The organism is Nostoc sp., from assembly GCF_036917135.1.
Taxonomy (GTDB): domain Bacteria; phylum Cyanobacteriota; class Cyanobacteriia; order Cyanobacteriales; family Nostocaceae; genus Nostoc.
In genome coordinates, this window is the sequence record NZ_JBALEA010000074.1 from 60462 (window position 1) to 82194 (window position 21733).

A 21733-nucleotide genomic window follows, 5' to 3' on the forward strand; every position below is an offset into this window, starting at 1 on the left:
GATTTTTTTCTATGATGCCCAATTTAATAGAGCAAATCGGCGATTGGAATCCGCAACTATTCCGGGAACTCAAAGGACGGCTGAAGTTTTTTAATGTAGCGATCGCAGTTGCAACATCTTTGCTACTGCAAGTGGTAGTTTTTTTATATCAGTTACGAGAGTTTCCTGATGATAGATACTCGCTAACTGGTACATACTGTAGTTCGTATCAACTCTATCAACAACAACAAAACCAGGTTTTCGAGCAATCAGATCAGTCTAGAATTGCAGACTTCAATGATTTCTTATCAAATAATTTTTGCCCCCCAAATCAAATTAATTCCCAGTTGTGGTGGCGAGACCATTGGGAATATATTTTCCTAACATTTAGTGTAATTTTTATATTTACACTATTAGTTGCCGGAACCTATTTGTTAATCAACGATTTAGCCAAAGAAGAAACTCGCGGTACGCTGAATTTCATCCGTCTCAGTCCCCAATCAGAAACAACTATCTTGACTGGCAAGTTACTAGGAGTTCCGAGTTTAATTTATCTGATTATCTTAGTAACACTTCCTTTACATTTATGGGCTGGGCTTTCTGCCAAAATTGCCTTTGATCACATTTTAAGTTACTACGCAATTCTTGCTGCTAGCTGTATTTTCTTCTACAGTGCGGCACTATTATTTGGCTTACATAGTCGTTGGTTTAGCGGTTTTCATCCTTGGTTAGGGAGTGGTGCAGTTTTCCTGTTTCTGTTCACAACGATGGTTTTTGCATCGTCTTATAACAACAGTTTAAACAATTCAACGGCTTGGCTTAGACTCTTTAATCCTTGGGATGTAACAAATTATCTCTTTCCCAACTTGTTTCATATATCCGATGGTTCTCCCTTGACAAAGTTGCAGTTTTTCTATTTACCATTAGGGACAAGTGTTGTTAGTGTTGTTAGTTTTCACTTGCTGAACTTTGGATTATGTAGTTACGGTATTTTCCAAGCTGTTAAACGTTGTTTCCTTAATCCTCAAGCGTCAATAATCAGCAAGGAACAAAGTTATTTTTTAGTAGCGTTTTGCCAGTTGATGATGTGGGGATTTAGTGTACAAATTAGTCTAAATAATGAAAGATGGGATGAACGGGTTGCGGGAAATCTCGTTTTGCTGGCAGTGTACAACTGCCTGTTGATTTTAAGTTTAATTGTCGTTCTTTCCCCTCACCGTCAAGATGTACAAGATTGGGCAAGATATCGATATCAAGGAGTTTCTAGCCGGAAAAAATTATGGCAGGAGCTAATTTCGGCTGAAAAAAGCCCTGCACTCGTGGCGATCGCTATTAATCTGACGATTGTTACTATCCCCTGGCTAGTTTGGATTTCACTTACATCTGTTTTTGATGCAAGCGATCGCCAAACTTGGCTGAGTAATGATATTGACAGGTTTAAAGTACTTTTAGCTATAGCTTTGTCTATCAGCTTAATGATGATTTGCGCTACCATCGCCCAATTAATACTTTTGCTAAAAACTCCCAAGCGTTCTTTCTGGGCAATTGGAACTTTAAGTACAGCAATGTTTCTACCACCGATGATTCTACAATTTATTGACATTGCCCCATCGAAATATCCTACTGTCTGGTTATTTTCAACTTTTCCTTGGGCAGCTATAGAATACTCTGGGGTGACAACAATTTTTATGGCATTCCTCGCTGAGTTAAGTGTTCTAGCGTTGTTAAACTTCCAGTTAGCAAGGCGCGTGAGATTAGCGGGCGAATCTGCTACGAAAGCATTGTTAGTAGGACGTTAAATTAGATCCATAGATCCCCGACTTATTAAAGAAGTCGGGGATCTAACATCGTTAAAATTTCCGAATAATGTTAAATATCCCTACTCAAGATTTACGCTATACAGCCATCCACTTTTTAGAACAAAGTCCCCCACAGCGTCTACAAATTCTTAAGCAACTGGGCATAGCTCGTTATGATTTTTTAACAAAAATACGGTTAAATGAAGCAAATATAATCTGTATAATGCGGTTTTTTAAATATCCCAGTCAGTTAAAGTTTCCTAATCTTGTAGGAGCAGATTTATCTGGTTTAATTTTAGATGGTGTAAACTTGATTCGAGGAAACTTATCAGAAGCAAATCTCCAAGGTAGTAGTTTAATCGATGCAGACCTTTTATTTGTAAATTTTACCAAAGCTGACTTGAGAAATGCAGATTTAGGAGGTGCAACTCTTAACGAGACTATTTGGTTAGAAACTTTAGTAGATAAGTGTCAGCTTGGCGTAGGGACTGGTTTAAGCAATCTACAACGTCAAGATTTACAACTACGCAAAGCTATATTTAATTCTTGAGAAAATGACTGATTTAACCGTTCTAAAATGTGCAAGTTAAGAGAATGCGATGGAAATCTAGAATAATTTATCGAGCAGCACTATGGTTCGTTATACTGATTTTGTTGACGATACCAATTTCACTGCTTGTCATTAATATTGTTCCTCTATTTTTCTGTCAAGCACCTTTGGTCAACTCGAAACGCAAAACCTTCGATGTCATCATTGTACTTGGCAACCCAGCAAATTCAGACGGCAGTATTGGTGAGATTGCGCGGCAAAGAGTTCTCAAAGCTGTAGAACTTTTTCACACTGGACGGGCAAAATACATTTTGTTTTCAGGTGCAGCCGTATATAATCACTATGTTGAAGCCGATGTGATGGCAAATTTCGCCCACTCTATAGGAGTTCCTAGAAGTGTTTTAGTGACAGACACACAGGCAAGAAATACTTACCAGAATCTATTCAATGCAAGCAAGATCATGCTTAAGAATCACTGGTCTTCGGCTTTGATTGTTACGTCGCCATACCATGTCAGGCGTACTGCATTTATAGTGTCCCACATAGGCATCGATTATCAAGTTGTGAAGTGCGAAGTACCCGTTGCAGCATGGATTTGGCAATTGCTCATAGGTCAATGGGAAAATTACGTGTTGACTCGATTAGCATTTGATGGATACTCAAAATCCTATGGATTGACTCAACAACAGATGCTGCGACCGCGCAAGGAAGTTTCGCAGTCGTGGCTACCTGAAACCTTTACCAAAAGCGATTGACAGCTTTTACCAAGTCGCCGTTTCTTAGCTGGTTTTCTTACACAAGCCAGTTCTAGCGAAGCAGTGACTGAGCGCCCCTCCCGTCTCTAGTTGGCCCCATCAAGGGATTTGTACAGCGCTCGGTCAACAACTGGCATTGCTCCGGGAGTCCAGAGGAACGGGGCAAAGCCCCTCCCTCGCGCCCACTTCACCACATCGAGATATCGTTCCCACTGCTCCCCACAATATTGTCATTACCCCCCTGACCATTGATCACATCATCGGAGTTGTCAAAGCCGTTAACATTGTTGTTCAGGTCGTTAAGGATCGATTTTTGTAGTAGCTTTCAGTTGTGAATTTGTAGTTAACTCTCTTTTATCACTTTGGGCGAACCCAATCGTTGAAAGAATTTTGGGGTTATAACTCTTCGTAATTCTAGCAACAGTTATTTGTAGGGCATGACTGCATTGCAAAATAAAAGGCGTTGCTAAACTTAAATCAGCAACGCCTAGTCTTGAGTATTCAAAAATTACTTAGCCCTCTTATTCTGCCCAAGCAATCAATCTTGGTTCATAAGGATTAGCCAGATTTTTATTTTTCGGCAATACACGCAAAGATAAGCCTTGCAAACCAGAAGCGGTATAGGTGATATTACCTGTGTAAATACTCAATTGCTGTGCATCCTCACCTTGGTAATCCATCACCACTGGTACAGCGTTGACAATCTCACCATTCGCATCGATCGCACCTTGATATAGCTCCACCTGCACATCATTATTCGTCAAAGTTGCTAAGTCAAGCTTGGCAATGACCGCAACGGTTTGGTTAACCTCAATGTCTGAAACTGCTGATACATCAATATCTTTGATCTTGATGTCGAACCAGTGTTCGCCCAGTTTTTCTTTCCAAGCTGCTAGTTCTTTAGCTGGAGCATAGTGATCAGCAGTCAGGGTATGATAGCGATCGCTAGCCGGGAAATAAGCTCTCCCAGCATATTCTCCTACCATCCGCGCTGTATTAAAGAAAGGACAATTCAACCGAATTGCATCTTTCATTTTGGCAACCCACGGACGGGGCAAGCCATCACTGTCACGATGTTCATAAAATAGCGGTACAACTTCCTTCTCTAACAACTCATAAAGAGCATTTGCTTCTACTTCATCTTGGTAGTTAGGATCGTCGTAATTCTCTCCATGTCCAATTGCCCAGCCTGTGCGGACGTAATCAGCTTCATCCCACCAGCCATCTAGTACACTTAAATTCGGCAATCCATTCATTGCGGCTTTCATGCCACTGGTTCCAGAGGCTTCCCGTGGACGACGCGGTGTATTTAACCAAATATCGCAACCTGAAACCATCAATCGGGCAATATGAATGTCGTAATTGGGAACAAACACTACCTGTTTTTCTAAGTGTTGTTCACGGATAAAGTGATTGATATCGCGGATTAGTTCTTTGCCAGGAATATCCTTAGGATGTGCCTTACCAGCAATCACGAATTGCACTTTTCGGTCTTTGTTAGCTAGTAAAAGCCGTTTAATGCGATCCAAATCACGCATCCAGAGAGTGGCGCGTTTGTAGGTGGCAAAGCGACGAGCAAAACCAATGGTGAAAGCGTAAGGATCTAAAACTTCTTGTGCCTGGAAAATTTCGGACGCGGAAGCACCGCGATCGCGCAGATGTTTGACCAAATGCTCGCGCACATACAGAACCATGTCTAAGCGGCAGCGTTCGTGATTGCGCCACAACTCCTCATCGGGTATGGCCTCCATCCGCTCCCACAATGGGCTATCTAGTGGTGCTGATGACCAGTTTGGCCCTAGGTAGCGATCGTACAACTCTTGAGTCGATTTCGCCACACAACTCCGAGCATGGACACCGTTAGTAATTGCTGCGATCGGCACTTCCTCTACTGGCACTTTCTGCCACAAGCCTTGGAACATTTGCCGTGACACTACGCCATGCAGTTGGGCGACACCGTTAGAAAATGTTGCCATTTTCAGCGCCAGCACCGCCATACTGAAAGGCCCAGATAAATCGCCTGTATTCTCGCGCCCCAGTCCTAAAAATTGCTCTTTGGGCAACCCAAATATCTCTGCATAGTACCCGAGGTAGTACAAAATTTTGTCGGGGGCGAACAAGTCAATTCCGGCTGGTACTGGCGTGTGGGTGGTAAATATATTGCTGGAAGCCACCACCTGTTTAGCTTGTGCATAATTCAGTCCTTCTTCCTGAATCAGCAAACGGATGCGTTCTAGGGCAGAGAAGGCGGCATGGCCTTCATTCATGTGGTAGGCGGTGACTTTCAACCCCAAAGCTTTGAGCATTTGCACACCACCGATCCCCAACATGATTTCCTGGTGGATACGCATATCGATGTCGCCACCATACAGCTGATCTGTAATGTCGTGGTCGTAAGTGTTGTTGGGTTCAATGTTGGTGTCCATCAAATACAGGGGCACTGTTCCTACCTGTACGCGCCAAACTCTGGCATACACCTTGCGTCCTGGATAATCTACCGCAATCTGTAGTTCTGAACCATCGGCATTACGCTCTAGATGCAAAGGCATATTATAGAAATCATTGCTCAGGTAGCGTTCTTGCTGCCAGCCGTCGGCATTGAGATACTGAGCAAAGTAGCCTTGCTGATACAGTAAACCTACACCTACAAGGGGTAGCCCCAAGTCGCTGGCAGATTTCAGGTGATCCCCCGCTAAAACGCCCAAGCCCCCAGAATAGACGGGTAAACAATCTACAAGTCCAAATTCCGCCGAAAAATAGGCGTAGCATTCCTTTGGTTTTTGCTCCCGTTGTTTCTGATACCAAGTGCGCTCTTGCAAATAATCTTCTAACTGACGGTCAGCTCGATCCATTTGCGCTAGAAAGCCTTCATCTTCGACAACTTCCAGAAGCCGCGATTGAGAGATAGTACCCAGCATTAACACCGGATTATGATGGCTAGACTCCCATAGGTCGGAGTCTAAGCGACGAAATAAATCTTTAGTATCAACGTTCCAATCCCAGTGCAAGTTATATGCTAGCCGCCGTAGTGGTTCCAGTCGCGGCGGTAGTGAAGGAGATACGTTAAATGTGCGAATTGGCTGCATAGGTTGGCAAAACTCCAAGTTTAGCTATGGTTATTGTTTACTCTCTTTACCAATGTTGCCAATTCTTCACACTGTACTTTGTGAAAAAGCGATGACTTTGTTAAACATTGAGAATTCTTTTTAACCTCGTTGCTAAAGTTTACACCAAGGTGTTTCTAATTTTATGCCTCACACTCAGCCATATACTTGGTATTTTAAGATTTAATCATTTACTGGCATATATCACTAAAAAAAATTTAGTTTTGAATAAATAATTTATATTTATTTTAGTATTGCTTTCGGGGATCAATTCTCAGGTCTTGGCTAAGGGTGAAAATTCCTCATAGCTGTGTCCAGGAAGGTTAAAAATTTAACTATTTCTTAATAAATTTACGCTGGGAAAAAAGCCGTGTGAGATTAAGGTTAGTTTAAGGTGATGAGTCACTTAATATATCGTTGGCTTGGTAAAAACAGTACCAAGCAGTTAACCAGGAAAGGCGATGCCTGGGTTGGGCTACGCCGACGCTAACTACTTGGTATTAAATGTTGACACTAAAGCAGAAAATAACTTAGTAACGTGTTATTTTATGCACCTAGTGAAGGTTGATCTTTAGTATTTTTTGTCATTGTCAAAGCTACGGCTGCTGCATAAGCAATTTCCGCCGCCATTTGATAAGCAAGTTTGATACTCGATGAAGCGTCCTTGGCTTTAGGAGTGAGGGAAGCTTTTTTTCGGCGGGACTCTTGTTTGACACCACCGGCTCCAATAGCTCGCTGTAAAATGATCCAGGCATCTAGGTCTTCTGAGTCATAATTACTTTGAAGCTGCGATCGCAGTTTATCTTCCGCTACAACACTTAGATAGCCAGTAGTTAGAGCTTCTTGCACAATTTCTTTAATTAAAGCCATAATTTGAACCAAGTGTGTGAGTTAAAAACCGATACCTCAATTTGGGCAATTTGATCTTGTTTTGTAGGCTTATCCTGAAAATTAAGCTACGTTTTAGCTTTCCTTCAATAAAATTTATAATGAGTAGTGCCAAGCACGCATCACCCGCTTGGCTCACCCGAATGGGTGATTTACAAATTTTTAGATATAATTTATAGCGAAGAAAAACATCTTAGCTTTTTCAAGAATAGGGTGTCATCAGTATAGTAGATATCATTCTGAGTTTAATGCCTAATCATAAAATTACTTGGACAAGCAACGGTAGAAATATATACAAAAATGCCAATTAACCGCTTACAGCATTTTTTATTCCTCATAACCAAGGGATTTTATCTAAGTGTATAAAATTATTTCATAGTAACTTAGGCTTTCTCCAACCTAGGCATCGCTCCAGTAAAAAAGTTAACTTATTTCCACAATTCTCATCAACAAACAACCGGCAAATCAACTTATTTATCGTAAATTAAAGGGTTTAAGACCCCTACATCTATATGTAGCACCCATTTCAGTCGGGGTTTAAATCCCCTGGAGTTGCTCCTCTTCGTCTGAAATGTCTTTAATTTTGAATTTTGAATTTTGAATTTTGAATTGTTAATGAGAGTGTTCCACTAAAAATAAAATGTGTTATCGTTAAAAGCAATTGTTATTAGAAACCATTCACCTAATTACAAACGTGAATTGGTTAGCCTGTAAATCATCCGTGTGCAACATGATTGGAGCAGCATACCCTAGAAATTCGTTGCAAGAAAGTCGTCATAGCAGTCGGGGAAGCGCTTACTTGTTTGCACCGATGGTTAACTTCAATGTGATGGCTGATGTGGGAGATAATCCACCCTAATTGGATTTTATTTGGGCAAAAATACCCAGATAAATCCAACAATAATTACATTATCATGCTAGGCATAAAATTTATCTAAATCTTTCAAATAGTCTAGTTAAATGTATTTTTTGTTGCAAAATAACTTGGGTAACTGAGTTGTTTTAAAAGACTAAAACCGCCTCAGGAGAAGTAGCCTCAAGGCAAAAAACTCTATACCTAGTTGCATAACAAGCTTTGCAAATTTGCCGGATAATCAAAACAGTAAATTGTCTGATGGGACAATTTCATATAGCGATGTCTGACGACAAGCCGCTCCGCGTCTATGCTCGTTTGTATCCAATACATTCTGCTCTCTCTCTTGAAAAGCTTTGACTAGATGAAACTTGCAATCAAACTTTTAGCTCTCCAAACCTCTCTCCTATAAAGGGAAAAGAGAGAGGCTTTAAATTTTGCTGGAAGGGCTTGGGGGTTAGGTCTCTAGCGCTATAGTCTGAGCTTTGATCCGGCAATGCACTGAAATTGTTTTGTTAATTACTCTGGTAAAAAAGAAGCCAAACTTTGGTTTTTCAACAGTTTAAAAACCATCTAAAATATTGGGAAATTTAGGTAATACTGCCATTTGATTACTGTGCTAATAAATACTAACACGGTTGGTATTTGCAGAAGATTAGGATACAGCCAAAACAACTTTTAACACTGTCAACAACAATTGATTGAAGAGATATGTAACCATGCATAACAAGGAATATTTTTCAAAATTGCAGCGCGTGCAAGAACTTTTAGTAACTACGGTGTTAGGAGATATCCCAACACTTCTTCTAGGGACAAAGTTGCGTAATATGGGATATCGGAGTATTTTTGCCCAGATAGGCAGCCAAGTGTATATTCAGAATGGTGTTGAATTTAACGGTACTTCTTGTATTGAGATCGGCAGTGGAGTCTATATTTTTAAAGGTGTGCGGATGGATGCTAGAGGACACAAAAATAATAGAATTCATGTAGGAAATAGAGTCGCTATTGAGCGTAACGTTGATATCGGGTCTTTGGAAGATACGTATATACATATTGATGAAGACACATTTATTGCTCCCAACGTGTGTATTGAGGGGCCAGGAGACATTAAAATTGGTAAACACTGCTTGATTGCTGCCCACTCAGGGATATATGCCAATAATCATAATTTTGCCGATCCGATGGAGCTGATTAAATACCAAGGCGTGACTCGGAAAGGAATTGCGATCGAGGATGATTGTTGGTTAGGGCATGGAGTAACGGTATTAGATGGCGTTACTATTGGCAAAGGCAGCGTTATTGGTGCGGGAGCAGTTGTCAATAGAGATATTCCTCCTTTCTCCGTTGCTGTAGGCATACCTGCACGAGTAATCAAAAACCGAGTTGGCAAAGACTTAAGCATTACTTCAAGCTGAGAAATAGGGGATTGGGGATTAGGGATTGGGGATTATTTTCTGTAACCTCTAACCTATACCTTTTTTTGGGAAACCTTTGTCGTCAGTCAACGTCACAAGAGTCAATAGTCTCTGAGTTATTTATTAGGGTCATTTAAAAGTCAGACAACTGACATCTTGCACCATTCTCAATAACAGTAGGGTAGACACACACTCTAATACCCAGTCCCCAGTCCCCAGTCCCCAGTCCCCAGTCCCTAATCCCCAGTCCCTAATCCCCAGAGTCCTCTAAAAAAGGGACGAGATTTGGGTAATATAAAGTAGCCATCTTTTCTGCATGGCAGATCCTGAAAGAAAAGCTCTCTTTGTTTTACCCGTTGGAGATATTTCTATGCTGACTTTAAAAATCGCTGTTTATATTGTTGTTGCCTTCTTCGTAACTATCTTCATCTTTGGATTTTTGTCGAACGATCCAGCTCGTAACCCCGGTCGTCGGGACTTAGAGTAAAAGGGCGATAAATCATCCGCGACTCCGAAAGGCAGAAGATACTAAACGCCACGGATACTTACTCAACTAGGACTTACGCAAAACTACACGCGCCTTGGGGCAATTCATGAATTGCTCTTACATCTGAAAACCAGGGTTTCGACTATTGTTTGCGTAAGTTCTGTAAACTTTTGCGTAGTAAGTTTCTTCCTATAAGTGGCTTGCTAGAAGTGGCAGAAGGCGACAGTCGGAAGGCAAAATGTATGTTTATCCTTCCGTCCGTCATTTGGCTGTTTGTTAGCCCGATTTTGCTCAAATATGCTTCATCCAGTTCTGCCGCCCGATCCGCCTCCTATCGTCGAATCTTTACAACCTGTAAATCCCGCCTCATCTGCTAGTGATACAAAATTTCTTTCAGGTGTAGATACTGGAATACACGAAAAGACAGACAAATCCAAACAGCCCAAGAATTTGGCTCAGTTGGCAATTGCGGGTAACACCAAGAGTGATCCGCCATTGCGAACTCTGCTCAACTCAACCCAAGATAACTTGGTAGTTGCCGAAACTCCCTCTGTACCTCATTCACCAGAAACCTTCCCACCAGAAACTTCCCCACTCAGAGGTTCTAGAAGTGCTGCATTTTTGGGGCAACCGCTTGTAGTTGGTTATCCCACACAAAAGGTTACAACCTCTAATGGCCAAGAGCAAGAAAATACAAAGACAAGTCCGAGCGTCGGCATCGAGCGATCGCAACTTCTCCTAATTTCAGCCCTGCGTAAACGGAAAATCCCAAGGGAAGGCGTTGTGGATTCTGGTATCTTTAGCTATACAGTTTCCCCAAATCCCCTTGTCGCCCAATCTCCGCCTCCTCTGGAAATTGCCCCGATCACAAATAGCCACAAGTTAGTCGAGTCCAAGGCGGAAATTGTCGCTGAGAAGTTAACCCAAGAAAAACAGCAAGGTGATATTACTACACAAGAGTCTCCAAAAAGAGACAATATTTCTGTATCTACTACTGATCTTGCACCGAGTTCTCAATCAGTACAAAATTTTATAGAATTCAAGTCTCGTAACCCGACAAACCAACCCTCAACGCCCATCACTGTAGAATTCAAGTCCCAAGTCCAACAACCAACGCCTACACCACAGGGAAGCACCACTAATCAGCCACAAAGTCAACCCTCTGGTACAACTGCCCCAGCTACCACACAGCCAGCCAGACCGAGAACTGTGGAAGTTACTTCAGATCGGCAAGAATATGACGAGCAACAGCGAATTATTACAGCTGTAGGTAATGTAGTTGTGCGATTTGATGGGGCGGTAGTGGATGCCGATCGCTTGCAAGTCAATTTGGATAACTTGATCGCTGCGGGAGAAGGCAACGTAACTTTAACAAGAGGCAATCAGATACTACGTGGACAACGCTTTACCTATAACTTTGTTCAAGATAGCGGGGAACTGGAAAATGGTAGAGGAGAAATTTATGTACCTTCAACCCAAACAGATTTTGCTTTTTTACCCACAGATGTAACTGCTGGTGGAGTTCCAAAACGTCCGCCCAGCGATCGCATTAGAGCAAATCAGCCCGTTTCTGGTGTGAGCAGTCCTGGAGGACTTGATGTGGCATTTGGTGGTCAGGCAGATGCTAGCAACATCCCGGTATCAAAAACAGGGGGTGCAGTTAATCGGCTCAGGTTTGAAGCTGAACACATTGACTTTTATCCGCAAGGCTGGCAAGCAAAGGATGTCCGTATCACCAATGATCCTTTTTCGCCGCCAGAACTGGAATTACGCGCAGATAAAGTAACTCTGACGCGAGAGACACCCTTGGTAGACCGCATCAGGACACAGCGACAGCGTTTGGTATTAGATCAAAAGCTCTCCTTACCAATTCCACTGGATGAGCAGACTATTGATCGTCGGGAGCGGGACGTTACACCTGCAATAGTCTCCCCCGGCTATGATGGAGATAAGCGGGGTGGTTTGTATATTGAGCATGGCTTTCCAGTAATCACTACAGACAAGACTAGCTGGACGATCACGCCCCAGTTGTTAGTACAGAGAGCTGTGCAAGATGGCACGGGTGACTTAGGCGCACTGTTTGCTGTGAAGACAAAAATAAATTCTGTTTTGAGTCCACGAACGTTATTTGAGGGGACTGGGGAGTTAACCAGTTTTGACTTGAACCAGATCGAAGACAATTTGCGGTTGAATGTGGGATTGCGTCAGACAATAGGCACTTCCCTCCCCCACACATTGAATGTGCAATATAACTACCGCGATCGCCTTTACAACGGTAGTCTTGGCTTTCAAACTGTCCAGAGCAGTTTTGGTGGCATTATTACCTCTCCTGTAATTCCTTTAGGAAAAAGTGGCATCAACCTTAGCTATCAGGCAAGTGCCCAGTATATCGATGCCAACACCGATCGCCAAGACTTACTAAAACCAGTACGGGAAAACGATCGCATCTCATTAAGTCGTTTACAAGGCAGCGTTGCTCTCAGTCGCGGGTTTTTACTGTGGCGGGGAAAACCATTACCACCCACTGCCACTGAGGGATTACGATACACGGCTAACCCTGTAGTTCCTTACTTGCAAGCGATCGCTGGTGTTACAGGCACTAGCAGTTATTACAGCAGTGGTGATAACCAAAGCACCTTAACTGGTACTATTGGCTTACAAGGTCAAATTGGTCATTTTTCTCGACCCTATTTAGACTATACCGCTTTTAATATTAGTTATTCTCAAGGCTTAAATAACGGATTATCACCCTTTTTGTTTGATCGGTCCGTTGATAACAAAGTGTTGAGCGCTGGGATATCACAGCAAATCTACGGCCCTTTTCGCTTGGGCTTTCAAACATCTATTAACTTGGATACTGGTATACAAACTAGCACCGACTATATTTTGGAATATAGCCGTCGCAGCTATGGTATCACCTTACGTTACAATCCGGTGCTGGAGTTAGGCGGCTTCAGCATCAGAATTAGTGATTTTAACTGGGGTGGCGGTACTGATCCATTTTCAGAAGTTAAGCCAGTAGTGAACGGCGTGCAACAGGGTAATTAGTCAAAGAGTATTGAAGAAGAATCCAGAAGTCAGAATTCAGGAGCGGAGCCGGAGACGCTCCGCCTCCGGTCAGAATAAATCAGTCGGGGATTCAGACCCGCGACTTTCTTGTTGACCACCAAATTTTCAATTTGGTGGAGGTGCAAAAACGCCGGTTATTCATCCACCAGTCGGAAAGAATTCATTGCTGAATTCTGACGACTGACGCCTTTATTCTGTTCGATAAAGTCTGTACTCAGTTTGGCGTCAACCAAACTGAGCAAATTATGTCTTAGATTCAAGAATCTCAACGTCTTTAGACGCTGAGAGTGTCAACTTTTCCCCAGTCTAAGGACTTGGGAAAAGTTGACAGCTGATTGCAGAATTGGTTGATGTACCACCAGGTATTCTCAGGTTGGCATAGTCACCGCTTAGTTGAACACCTGACGGTGGTTGGTGTAGGATTGCACAGCATCTTTGAACTGCGGCTTGGTACTCTCGCCATTGCTTGCGGATTGCGATACTGGCGGCATCGTTACCTAAGTCTGAAAATCTTAGCCCAGCTCGAATCAGCCAAGATTCCACGTCGGTTGTTTCACCAAGTATTTCTGGAATGGGATTAATATTTTCCATGATTAATATCTTATACGTGTATTCAAAATTGCTCATTTAACTTTAAGGGAAAGTATCAATACTAGCTAATATAATTTCTGCTCAAAATCATAAATAAAAATGATTAATATAATTCGTAATGAAGTTTTATAACGCAATACCCTTGGGTTCGCGTCAAAAACCTGAAATTCTGTAGGCTGGGGAGCCAGCGCGGTCTTCTCCCATCCGTGAGAGGCTAGCGCCAAGGGAGAAGCATGTGGCATTTGAGGAAGGAAACCCAACATTATCCTGACTTTTCACGTTATGTGGAAAAGTCCACCAAAAACCTAACCCCCTAACCCCCTTCCTGACCGGGAAGGGGGAAAATTCAAAGTCTCTCTCCTTTAAGGAGAGAGATTTAGAGAGAGGTTTTCCAGATGCCGTGAAAAGTCAGAACATTATCGAGGCTTTGTTGGGTTGTGCTTTGCTTAACCCAAGCGTATTGTTTTCTAACGAGGATAATTTTGAAAAAGGATGCACCTTAATAAAATACGCTTAGGCGTAGCCTGCCCTTAGACATCCCTTAGTACGCCCAGTTGAGGATACTGAAAAACTTTTTACCTTTTCTCATCTCGCCACAAAGCAATACCACCTAATAAACCAGTGATATTGGGGATGAGTTTGACATTTAAAGGTAGCTGAAGATTTACTCTCACAGCTTCCCCGCCGCCAATGTAAAGGTAATCATAATTAAACAGATGTTGCAAGGATGCGATTGCTTTTTCTAAACGTTTATTCCATCTTTTATCACCAATTTTTTCTAACTCTGCACGCTGCAATTGCTGCTCGAAAGTCTCTCCTTTGCGAAATGGATGATGCCCCATTTCCATATTTGGCACTAGTTTACCATCTACAAATAAAGCCGAACCAAACCCTGTACCCAGAGTAATCACCAATTCTACACCTTTACCTGCGATCGCTCCCAATCCCTGCATATCTGCATCATTAATCACCCGCACAGGCTTGTTTAAGTGTTTTAATAATGCTGTTTCCAAATCAAATCCGATCCAATCGGGATGTAAGTTTACCGCCGTTTCTGTGACTCCACACCTCACCACACCAGGAAAACCGACCGAAACGCGATGAAATTCACCTTGAGCGGCTGCCAACACAACAATTGCATTAATTACAACCTCTGGTGTAGCAGGTTGGGGTGTATTTAAACGCGCTCTTTCCGTTACCGGATTCCCTGTAATATCCAAAACCATAGCCTTAACGCCACTACCGCCAATATCAACGGATAGGGTACGAATCGATCCATTTTCTTCAACCATTGAATGACATCCTTGTTAATGCTTGTTATTTCGTTATTAATTATGCTCTGCCGCATCTGATAATATCCTGATGTTTGGAGAGTCTTTATATTAGACATCTCCGAAAAAGAATTGTTTTGACGTAGCACTGCTACGTCTCTACAAGGGTTCTGGGTGACGCATATTTAATTTCTGAAGATGTCTATTGAGGGGGAGTGGGTAGAAATCAATTTCAAATTCCAAATTCCAAATTAAAGAACTTCTCCCTCCTGCCTCATGCCCAATACCCCATGTCCAAAGTTAAAAATCCAATACATTTAGATGCAGGACAGCATCTAGATTTGCTAATGTAAGGGTAAGGGGAATAGTAGTGGCATAACTGCTTAAAATCTATCGAGCCGCAAATTTCTATTAAAAGTAATATAAGAGAAAGAATTATGACAGCCTTTGAAACTCAAAGCATCCGCTCTTATAGCCAAGAAGATGTCCAACAAATACTGCACTTAGCGATCGCTCGTCAAGCTGATGACAAAGACACAGAATTTTCTTATGAGCAGATATTAGAAATTGCTGCTGAGTTAGAAATTTCACCAGAGTCTTTAAAATTAGCAGAACGCGATTGGTTAGTACAACAGGGACAAGTCCAACAGCGAAAAGCCTTTGACGCTTACCGCATCAGAAAATTTCAGAAGCGTCTAGGTAATTATGCAATTTTCAATGGCTTTTTAATACTAGTAGATTTCATCACTGGTGGCGGAATTTCTTGGTCGCTGTACATTTCACTGTTCTGCGTATTGCCTGTAGGTCTTGATGTCTGGAATACCTTTCAAATCAAAGGCGAAGAGTATGAAATGGCATTCCAGAAGTGGAGTCGTAAGCATCAGATTAAGAAAACCATCAGTACAGTTTTGAATAAGTGGTTTAAGGTATTGCAGGCTTAGTAGATTTGCTTGCTTAAGCAAGCAAATCGTCAACATACAAACGTAGAAATGATACAGGAGGTTACGAGTATATTCAGGGGCGTTGAGGTAGGATATTATACCTTTACTACCTAATCATTGATCTTTACTTAAGTTTTTCGTGAGCAGCCAAAATAATTTTTTCGGTTTCTTCCCAGCTAATACATTTGTCAGTTACAGAAACACCATATTTTAATTCATCTTGTTTACCAGTAATTGGTTGACTACCTTCATACAAATGGGATTCCAGCATCATGCCAACTATAGATGTATTACCATCGACTACTTGCTGAATAATATTTTCTAAGACAGCACCTTGTAATTTGTAGTCTTTATTAGTATTGCCGTGGCTACAGTCAATAACAATTCTCGGTGGTAAATTTGCCTGTTTTAATTTCTCTTCTACCAATTTGACATTTGCTGCATCAAAGTTGGGCTGAGTACCTCCCCTTAAAATTACGTGACCGTAGCCATTTCCTTTAGTTTGAAAGACGCTGACCTGTCCGTTTTGATTAATTCCCAGAAAATTATGCGGGTTTGTCGCTGATTGGAGGGCATTCAAAGCTACTTGAATATTGCCGTCAGTACCGTTTTTAAAACCCACAGGCATGGAAAGTCCGCTTGCCATTTCGCGGTGAGTTTGTGATTCGGTCGTGCGTGCCCCAATTGCTGACCAAGTAATCAGTTCACTAATATATTGAGGTATGATTGGATCGAGTGCTTCTGTGCCAGCAGGTAATCCCAATTCTGTAATTTTTAATAACAGATCTCGTGCAATTAATAAACCCTTCTCTACATGGAAAGAATCATCCATATCTGGATCATTAATTAACCCTTTCCAGCCTACGGTTGTTCTTGGTTTTTCAAAGTACACTCGCATAATTAATAGCAGATTATCTTCAACTCGCTCGGCCAATATTTTTAATCTTTCAGAATATTCGAGCGCTGCTTTGGGGTCGTGGATTGAGCATGGTCCAACTACTATAAATTTTCGGCGATCCTGAAAATCCAGGATATGTGCTATTTCTTGCCTATATTCTAAAACTCTTTGTTCGGCTAATGGTGTTAAAGGTAATTTTGATTTGACCTCATTGGGAGTTAACAAGATGCGATCGTTCTCGATGTTAGCGTTGTCGATATTACTATTAAATAATTTATTGTGCATGGTGATGCTCTGGCAGTTTTACATACGCACTTCATGAGAAGTGTAACACAAACCTATCAGATTTTAAAACAACCTGTTTTATGCTTGACGAGTTTATAATTATAGGAGTAGCCCTTTCAATATGGGTAAAAAATTTTGTCAAAGAATCCCTCTTAACTCTGTGTTCTCTGCGCCTAATAAGGTTAGATAAATTACTTTTAAACTACATAGGCAAAGAGAGGAAATCAGAGATTTTCTGAGTGACCTTGAAAGGGCTAGTCCTAAATTACACTGTACTTGAATAAAATAATAACTGAAAAAGGGGAAATATTTTCCCCCTTTTTCTTGCTATTGCTATACTGACTCAGTGGTAGTGTATATCATTACTGCCATACAAAAACTTTGGCTTCGTATGGTCCCAAGTCAGTTATGATGCCATCGTCACCAGCTTCGATATCATAATTGCCTGTCCATTCGTGCCATGTACCAGGGCTAGGAAAGTTAGGAACATGATAGCCAGCTAAGAAGTTTTCTGAGAAATTTGCTATTACGACTACACGAGAACCTTGATCATTCCAACGAGTATAAGCTAATACTTTTGTATCGGCATTTTCGTGGATAAAGTCAATATTTTCTGTGTAGAGAGCATGATTATTTTTACGCAGGTTAGTTAAGCCTTTGTAGGATTCAAATAAACTACGATTTAAATCATTTCCTAACAGCGTCCAATCGATTTTTGATGATTCAGGTTGTTTAGGTTTATATTCACCAAATTCTTCTCCCATCCAAATCAAGGGTACGCCAACAGCAGTCATTAGGATGGCTACTCCTAACTTAGCCCGCCTAAAGGCTTCTTCGTTAAAAATCTCACGGTTCCCCAGTTCTACCATGACATGGTTATGGTCGTGGTTGGTAAGGTAATTTACTACATTGGTGGCACCCAAGAAGCCTTGGCGCTTACAGTCAATGACATCTTTTAGACGCTCTAAATCAAATGTATCACCGCATATATGTTCTAGAATGCAGTGATAAAAACTGTCATGCCAGCAACCATCCATTGGCCCATCTACATTGGTAATGCTGGTAGTTTCAGGAATGTGTTCTGCAACGTTATAAAAAGGCTTCGCACCAGCAGTTTTTTTGGCTTCCTGAACAATCCAGTGCATGAAATCATAGTTAGCAATTTGCCGTGCTGCATCATAGCGAATACCATCAAGATGATATTCTGATATCCAAAAACGGATTGCCTCACCAGTAAATTTCCACGCTGGATGAATCTTTAATTTTTCGTCATAATGTTCGTAATTAAACTCAGGCCCCCAGTTATTATCAGGGTCACGAGGTTCATGATGATACCAATAATCGTGGTCAATTTGTGTTAAGGGAGCAGATGCTTCTGAGTGGTTATAAATTCCGTCAAGAATTATACGAATACCTCTGGCGTGACACTCATCAATCAATTGTTTCAACTCAGTAGTCGAACCATAACTTGATTCTGTTGCAAAGAAGTGGCGTGGATTATAACCCCAGCTATAATCACCAGGATATTCTTTAAGTGGCATCAATTCAAGAGCGTTGATTCCCAGTTCAGACAAATAATCTAACTTTTCAATGATGTGTTTGTATTTACCTCGTGCATAAGGATCATCTTCACCACCAGAAAAGTCTCCGACGTGCAATTCATAAATTACTAATTCGTGGTCAGCAGGTAAAGGTTTATCATCATGTTGCCAAAGGTATGTATCAGTTATCCTTTCGCCATCTTTGACCCGGATAACACCATCATCTTTTCCACTCAGTTCATCTATATCAGTTGCACAGGGGTCTGTAACCTCAACCCATTGTTCTGGTTCAAAAAACCATGAATTTGACTGGACGCGGAATTTATATTTATAAACGCCATCTTCTAGTTCAACACTTGTACGGAAATAACCATCATCACCTCTTTCCATTGGGATTTCTTGCCAATCGGAAAAAGAACCAATTAATGCGGCTCCTTTGTTGTAAGGTGCAAATAAATTAAATTCAATTGGCTTTGCCATAGAAGTGTTTGTAATATCAAGGGTTGATAGAAGTATTCTCTGATGGTCAATTGAATTTGCAAATCGCTCTAGAGAAATAATTAGATCACGAGCGCTTCTATCTTCAGGAATAATTGATAAATACTTTATAAAAATTAACTGTATTTCTTTTGTTTTTAGCTTTTTGTAGCATTTATTAATTGACTAATAGATAGATTTGCTATATTGTAAATTTTGCCTATAAGTAGGTAGGCATACAGCAGAGTGCGCTTTAATCGAATACACATAGAGACGTAGCACTGCTACGTCTCTACAAGGTTTTGGCTTTTATAGATGTACTTCATTTAGCTGAAATCTGCTGTAATTAAACATAAAATAAAATCCTAGTTCGTAGTGAGCGATTCATCGCTCAAAAGAACAATTATCAGGACTAAAGTCCTTACTACAAACTTTAATTTATTTACGCCTACCTACTTAAAACTAATATTTTTAAATACCATTGGATACAACTGCAATAAACTAATAGTTTTTTATGAAATTCTCATACAGCAGATATTCGGTAAAACTAGGATATTTTTTGCCAAATATCTCCTGATAAAATTAATCTATTTTGCCGTTAGTTTGTTGCAGATAACTTAATAACCAATTCGCCGCCGTTGCCCTGCGAGTTTGACGAGGCCCAAATTCACCAATTTTGTACCCTTTGAAGCCCAGTTTTTCTTTTAGCATTTGTTTATTTTCAGCAGGAATGGAACGAGTCAACTTGACTGTTGCGGGACGAGATTCAATGAAATCTGGTGGTTGTGGGTACTCATTCTGCCATTCTGGTGCAACTTGGCTAGTGTCCCATTGTCCAATTGAGGAATCAAAGCTATAGCCTAAATAATGCCATAGCAATTCGTTAACTGTGGCATCATCAAGTTTCTCGTCAAGAATTGCCCAAATTGTTTCTGTATTGAGTGGTGGTAGGTTAGACATAATAAATTCAAAATTCTAAGTTGAAAAATCGACTACTGATTAAATTACAGCAGTTTTGTTAACAACTGTTAGCAATGTTGTGGTAACCACCTGACCGATTTTTTCTGGTTTAGGGCTGACGATCACAATTTTGCAAAATACTTAAAGCCACCGCTTCCGCCACCTTAATCCCATCGATACCAGCCGAGAGGATTCCCCCTGCATATCCCGCGCCTTCCCCAGCCGGATAAAGACCGACTATATTTAAACTCTGATAATCTTCTTTGCGTTTAATCCGAATCGGTGATGATGTGCGGGTTTCCACCCCAGTCAACACGGCATCATTCATCGCAAAACCTTTAATTTGTTTGTCAAAAGCGGGAAGGGCTTCACGGATGGCGGCGATCGCATAATCTGGTAAACTCTGACTCAAATCAACCAAATGTACCCCCGGTGTATAAGACGGCTTAACTGTGCCCAATGCTGTAGAAGGGCGATGGTTGAGAAAATCTCCCACCAACTGCCCTGGCGCTTCATAAGTCCCACCGCCCAATTCAAAAGCCCGTTCTTCCAAGCGCCGTTGGAAGTCAATTCCCGCCAAGGCATTACCTGGATAATCTTCGGGTGTGATGCCCACAACGATCGCACTATTGGCATTACGCTCATTGCGAGAATATTGGCTCATGCCATTAGTGACAAGTCGCCCCGGTTCTGATGCGGCTGCAACCACCAAGCCCCCCGGACACATACAAAAACTATAGACGGAACGACCATTTTGGCAGTGGTGAACCAGTTTGTAATCGGCAGCACCTAAAAGCTTATGACCAGTTTGAGCGCCGAAACGACATTGGTCGATGAGAGACTGGGGATGTTCGACCCGAAAGCCGATGGAAAAAGGTTTTGCCTCTATGTAAACCCCACGATCAAATAGCATTTGAAAGGTATCGCGGGCACTGTGACCTACCGCCAAAACTACATAATCGCTGGCGATATATTCCCCACTGGCAAGGGTGACTCCCCGCACCTGTCCATTTTCGATGTTGATATCTTCCACCCGACTTTGAAAGCGAATTTCACCGCCCAGGGATTCGATTTGGGCACGCATACTTTGGACGATTCCGACTAGTTTGAAGGTGCCAATGTGCGGTTTATTAATATAGAGAATTTCTGGTGAGGCTCCCGCATTGACTAATTCGGTCAACACCTTACGTCCATAATGCTGAGGATCTTTGACTTGACTGTAGAGTTTGCCATCAGAAAATGTACCTGCCCCACCTTCGCCAAACTGGGCATTTGATTCTGGGTTGAAATCTGATTTTTTCTTCCAAAAGCCAAAAGTATCAACGGTGCGATCGCGAACTTTTTTCCCACGTTCTAAAATGATGGGACAAAAGCCCATTTGCGCCAGCATCAAACCCGCAAATAAGCCACAAGGCCCAGTACCAATCACGATGGGGCGAATCTTCAAATTGCTCGGTGCTTGTGCCACTGGGCGATAACTCATGTCTGGCGTAGTCATCACATGAGGATCTTTTTTCAAACGCTTGAGTAGATGAGTTTCCTGAGTAGTTTCTACATCTAGAATATAAACAAGGGTAATCTCTCCTTTCTTACGGGCATCATAGCTACGCTTGAAGATAGAATAGCCGATCAAATCTTCGTCTGTGATTTGCAGCTTTTTGAGGATGGCAGACTTGATCTCATCTTCAGGATGATCGAGCGGGAGCTTTACTTCTGTTAGTCGTAACATAGCGAGGAGAAATTCATACTATCTATCAAAATATTAATCAAAATCAGCTAATTTTGGATTTCTTTCTTCTCTTCCTTTGCGTCCTTTGCGGTTCGTTAAAAAAAATTAACTTTGACAAGGAGTTAAGCCTTAACTTATATT

16 protein-coding genes are annotated in these 21733 nt (G+C 41.6%); 8 read left to right on the top strand and 8 right to left on the bottom strand.

What is annotated here, in order from left to right:
- Positions 1 to 11 precede the first annotated feature (11 nt).
- From V7K50_RS23295 to V7K50_RS23305, 3 genes are all read left to right on the top strand, one after another.
- The gene (locus V7K50_RS23295; protein WP_334964164.1) at positions 12 to 1778 is read left to right on the top strand and encodes an ABC transporter permease subunit; all 1767 of its coding nucleotides are present in this window, start codon (positions 12 to 14) and stop codon (positions 1776 to 1778) included.
- Positions 1779 to 1845: 67 nt separating this feature from the next.
- A complete protein-coding gene (locus V7K50_RS23300; protein WP_334964166.1) occupies positions 1846 to 2328 on the top strand; it encodes a pentapeptide repeat-containing protein in 483 nt (160 codons plus the stop codon).
- A 44-nt stretch (positions 2329 to 2372) separates the two neighbouring features.
- Complete coding sequence (locus V7K50_RS23305; RefSeq protein ID WP_334964168.1) at positions 2373 to 3083, top strand: YdcF family protein; 711 nt, start codon at positions 2373 to 2375, stop codon at positions 3081 to 3083.
- A gap of 521 nt (positions 3084 to 3604) precedes the next feature.
- Here V7K50_RS23305 and glgP read toward each other — a convergent pair.
- Together glgP and V7K50_RS23315 are read right to left on the bottom strand one after the other, a co-directional pair.
- Positions 3605 to 6169, bottom strand: coding sequence for an alpha-glucan family phosphorylase (glgP, locus tag V7K50_RS23310; protein WP_334964170.1), 2565 nt, complete (start codon positions 6167 to 6169; stop codon positions 3605 to 3607).
- A 564-nt stretch (positions 6170 to 6733) separates the two neighbouring features.
- Entirely contained in the window at positions 6734 to 7057 is a 324-nt protein-coding gene (locus tag V7K50_RS23315; protein WP_334964172.1) for a hypothetical protein, read from the bottom strand.
- A 748-nt stretch (positions 7058 to 7805) separates the two neighbouring features.
- Here V7K50_RS23315 and V7K50_RS23320 point away from each other — a divergent pair.
- The 4 genes from V7K50_RS23320 (at position 7806) to V7K50_RS23335 (ending at position 12878) form a co-directional block, all read left to right on the top strand.
- On the top strand, positions 7806 to 7934 hold the full coding sequence (locus tag V7K50_RS23320) for a hypothetical protein (RefSeq protein ID WP_334964174.1): 129 nt from the start codon (positions 7806 to 7808) through the stop codon (positions 7932 to 7934).
- Positions 7935 to 8647: 713 nt separating this feature from the next.
- On the top strand, positions 8648 to 9343 hold the full coding sequence (locus tag V7K50_RS23325; RefSeq protein WP_334964176.1) for an acyltransferase: 696 nt from the start codon (positions 8648 to 8650) through the stop codon (positions 9341 to 9343).
- Between the two features lie 370 nt (positions 9344 to 9713).
- Complete coding sequence (locus tag V7K50_RS23330) at positions 9714 to 9830, top strand: photosystem II reaction center protein I (RefSeq protein WP_041566417.1); 117 nt, start codon at positions 9714 to 9716, stop codon at positions 9828 to 9830.
- A 297-nt stretch (positions 9831 to 10127) separates the two neighbouring features.
- Positions 10128 to 12878, top strand: a complete 2751-nt coding sequence (locus V7K50_RS23335; RefSeq protein WP_334964178.1) for a DUF3769 domain-containing protein — start codon at positions 10128 to 10130, stop codon at positions 12876 to 12878.
- A 327-nt stretch (positions 12879 to 13205) separates the two neighbouring features.
- Here V7K50_RS23335 and V7K50_RS23340 read toward each other — a convergent pair whose 3' ends face one another.
- Entirely contained in the window at positions 13206 to 13490 is a 285-nt protein-coding gene (locus V7K50_RS23340) for a hypothetical protein (protein WP_334964180.1), read from the bottom strand.
- A gap of 575 nt (positions 13491 to 14065) precedes the next feature.
- The gene (locus V7K50_RS23345) at positions 14066 to 14782 is read right to left on the bottom strand and encodes an ROK family protein (RefSeq protein ID WP_334964182.1); all 717 of its coding nucleotides are present in this window, start codon (positions 14780 to 14782) and stop codon (positions 14066 to 14068) included.
- A gap of 416 nt (positions 14783 to 15198) precedes the next feature.
- Here V7K50_RS23345 and V7K50_RS23350 point away from each other — a divergent pair, with 416 nt between their 5' ends.
- Complete coding sequence (locus V7K50_RS23350; RefSeq protein ID WP_334964184.1) at positions 15199 to 15702, top strand: 2TM domain-containing protein; 504 nt, start codon at positions 15199 to 15201, stop codon at positions 15700 to 15702.
- 124 nt (positions 15703 to 15826) lie between these two features.
- Here the strand turns inward: V7K50_RS23350 and V7K50_RS23355 are convergent, their stop codons facing one another.
- The 4 genes from V7K50_RS23355 to V7K50_RS23370 form a co-directional block, all read right to left on the bottom strand.
- Positions 15827 to 16885 (bottom strand): 3-deoxy-7-phosphoheptulonate synthase, encoded by a 1059-nt coding sequence (locus V7K50_RS23355; protein WP_334964186.1) that lies wholly within the window; start codon positions 16883 to 16885, stop codon positions 15827 to 15829.
- Positions 16886 to 17247: 362 nt separating this feature from the next.
- The gene (locus tag V7K50_RS23360) at positions 17248 to 18906 is read right to left on the bottom strand and encodes an alpha-amylase family glycosyl hydrolase (RefSeq protein WP_334964188.1); all 1659 of its coding nucleotides are present in this window, start codon (positions 18904 to 18906) and stop codon (positions 17248 to 17250) included.
- 579 nt (positions 18907 to 19485) lie between these two features.
- Entirely contained in the window at positions 19486 to 19863 is a 378-nt protein-coding gene (locus V7K50_RS23365; RefSeq protein ID WP_334964190.1) for a DUF1823 family protein, read from the bottom strand.
- Positions 19864 to 19972: 109 nt separating this feature from the next.
- Positions 19973 to 21592 (bottom strand): NAD(P)/FAD-dependent oxidoreductase, encoded by a 1620-nt coding sequence (locus V7K50_RS23370; protein WP_334964192.1) that lies wholly within the window; start codon positions 21590 to 21592, stop codon positions 19973 to 19975.
- Positions 21593 to 21733 lie beyond the last annotated feature (141 nt).

Bases quoted from the DNA above. Each gene is read 5' to 3' on its own strand.
- V7K50_RS23295 (WP_334964164.1), top strand. From the start codon at position 12: ATGATGCCCAATTTAATAGAGCAAATCGGCGATTGGAATCCGCAACTA.
- V7K50_RS23300 (WP_334964166.1), top strand. From the start codon at position 1,846: ATGTTAAATATCCCTACTCAAGATTTACGCTATACAGCCATCCACTTT.
- V7K50_RS23305 (WP_334964168.1), top strand. From the start codon at position 2,373: ATGCGATGGAAATCTAGAATAATTTATCGAGCAGCACTATGGTTCGTT.
- glgP (WP_334964170.1), bottom strand. From the start codon at position 6,169: ATGCAGCCAATTCGCACATTTAACGTATCTCCTTCACTACCGCCGCGA.
- V7K50_RS23315 (WP_334964172.1), bottom strand. From the start codon at position 7,057: ATGGCTTTAATTAAAGAAATTGTGCAAGAAGCTCTAACTACTGGCTAT.
- V7K50_RS23320 (WP_334964174.1), top strand. From the start codon at position 7,806: ATGATTGGAGCAGCATACCCTAGAAATTCGTTGCAAGAAAGTCGTCAT.
- V7K50_RS23325 (WP_334964176.1), top strand. From the start codon at position 8,648: ATGCATAACAAGGAATATTTTTCAAAATTGCAGCGCGTGCAAGAACTT.
- V7K50_RS23330 (WP_041566417.1), top strand. From the start codon at position 9,714: ATGCTGACTTTAAAAATCGCTGTTTATATTGTTGTTGCCTTCTTCGTA.
- V7K50_RS23335 (WP_334964178.1), top strand. From the start codon at position 10,128: ATGCTTCATCCAGTTCTGCCGCCCGATCCGCCTCCTATCGTCGAATCT.
- V7K50_RS23340 (WP_334964180.1), bottom strand. From the start codon at position 13,490: ATGGAAAATATTAATCCCATTCCAGAAATACTTGGTGAAACAACCGAC.
- V7K50_RS23345 (WP_334964182.1), bottom strand. From the start codon at position 14,782: ATGGTTGAAGAAAATGGATCGATTCGTACCCTATCCGTTGATATTGGC.
- V7K50_RS23350 (WP_334964184.1), top strand. From the start codon at position 15,199: ATGACAGCCTTTGAAACTCAAAGCATCCGCTCTTATAGCCAAGAAGAT.
- V7K50_RS23355 (WP_334964186.1), bottom strand. From the start codon at position 16,885: ATGCACAATAAATTATTTAATAGTAATATCGACAACGCTAACATCGAG.
- V7K50_RS23360 (WP_334964188.1), bottom strand. From the start codon at position 18,906: ATGGCAAAGCCAATTGAATTTAATTTATTTGCACCTTACAACAAAGGA.
- V7K50_RS23365 (WP_334964190.1), bottom strand. From the start codon at position 19,863: ATGTCTAACCTACCACCACTCAATACAGAAACAATTTGGGCAATTCTT.
- V7K50_RS23370 (WP_334964192.1), bottom strand. From the start codon at position 21,592: ATGTTACGACTAACAGAAGTAAAGCTCCCGCTCGATCATCCTGAAGAT.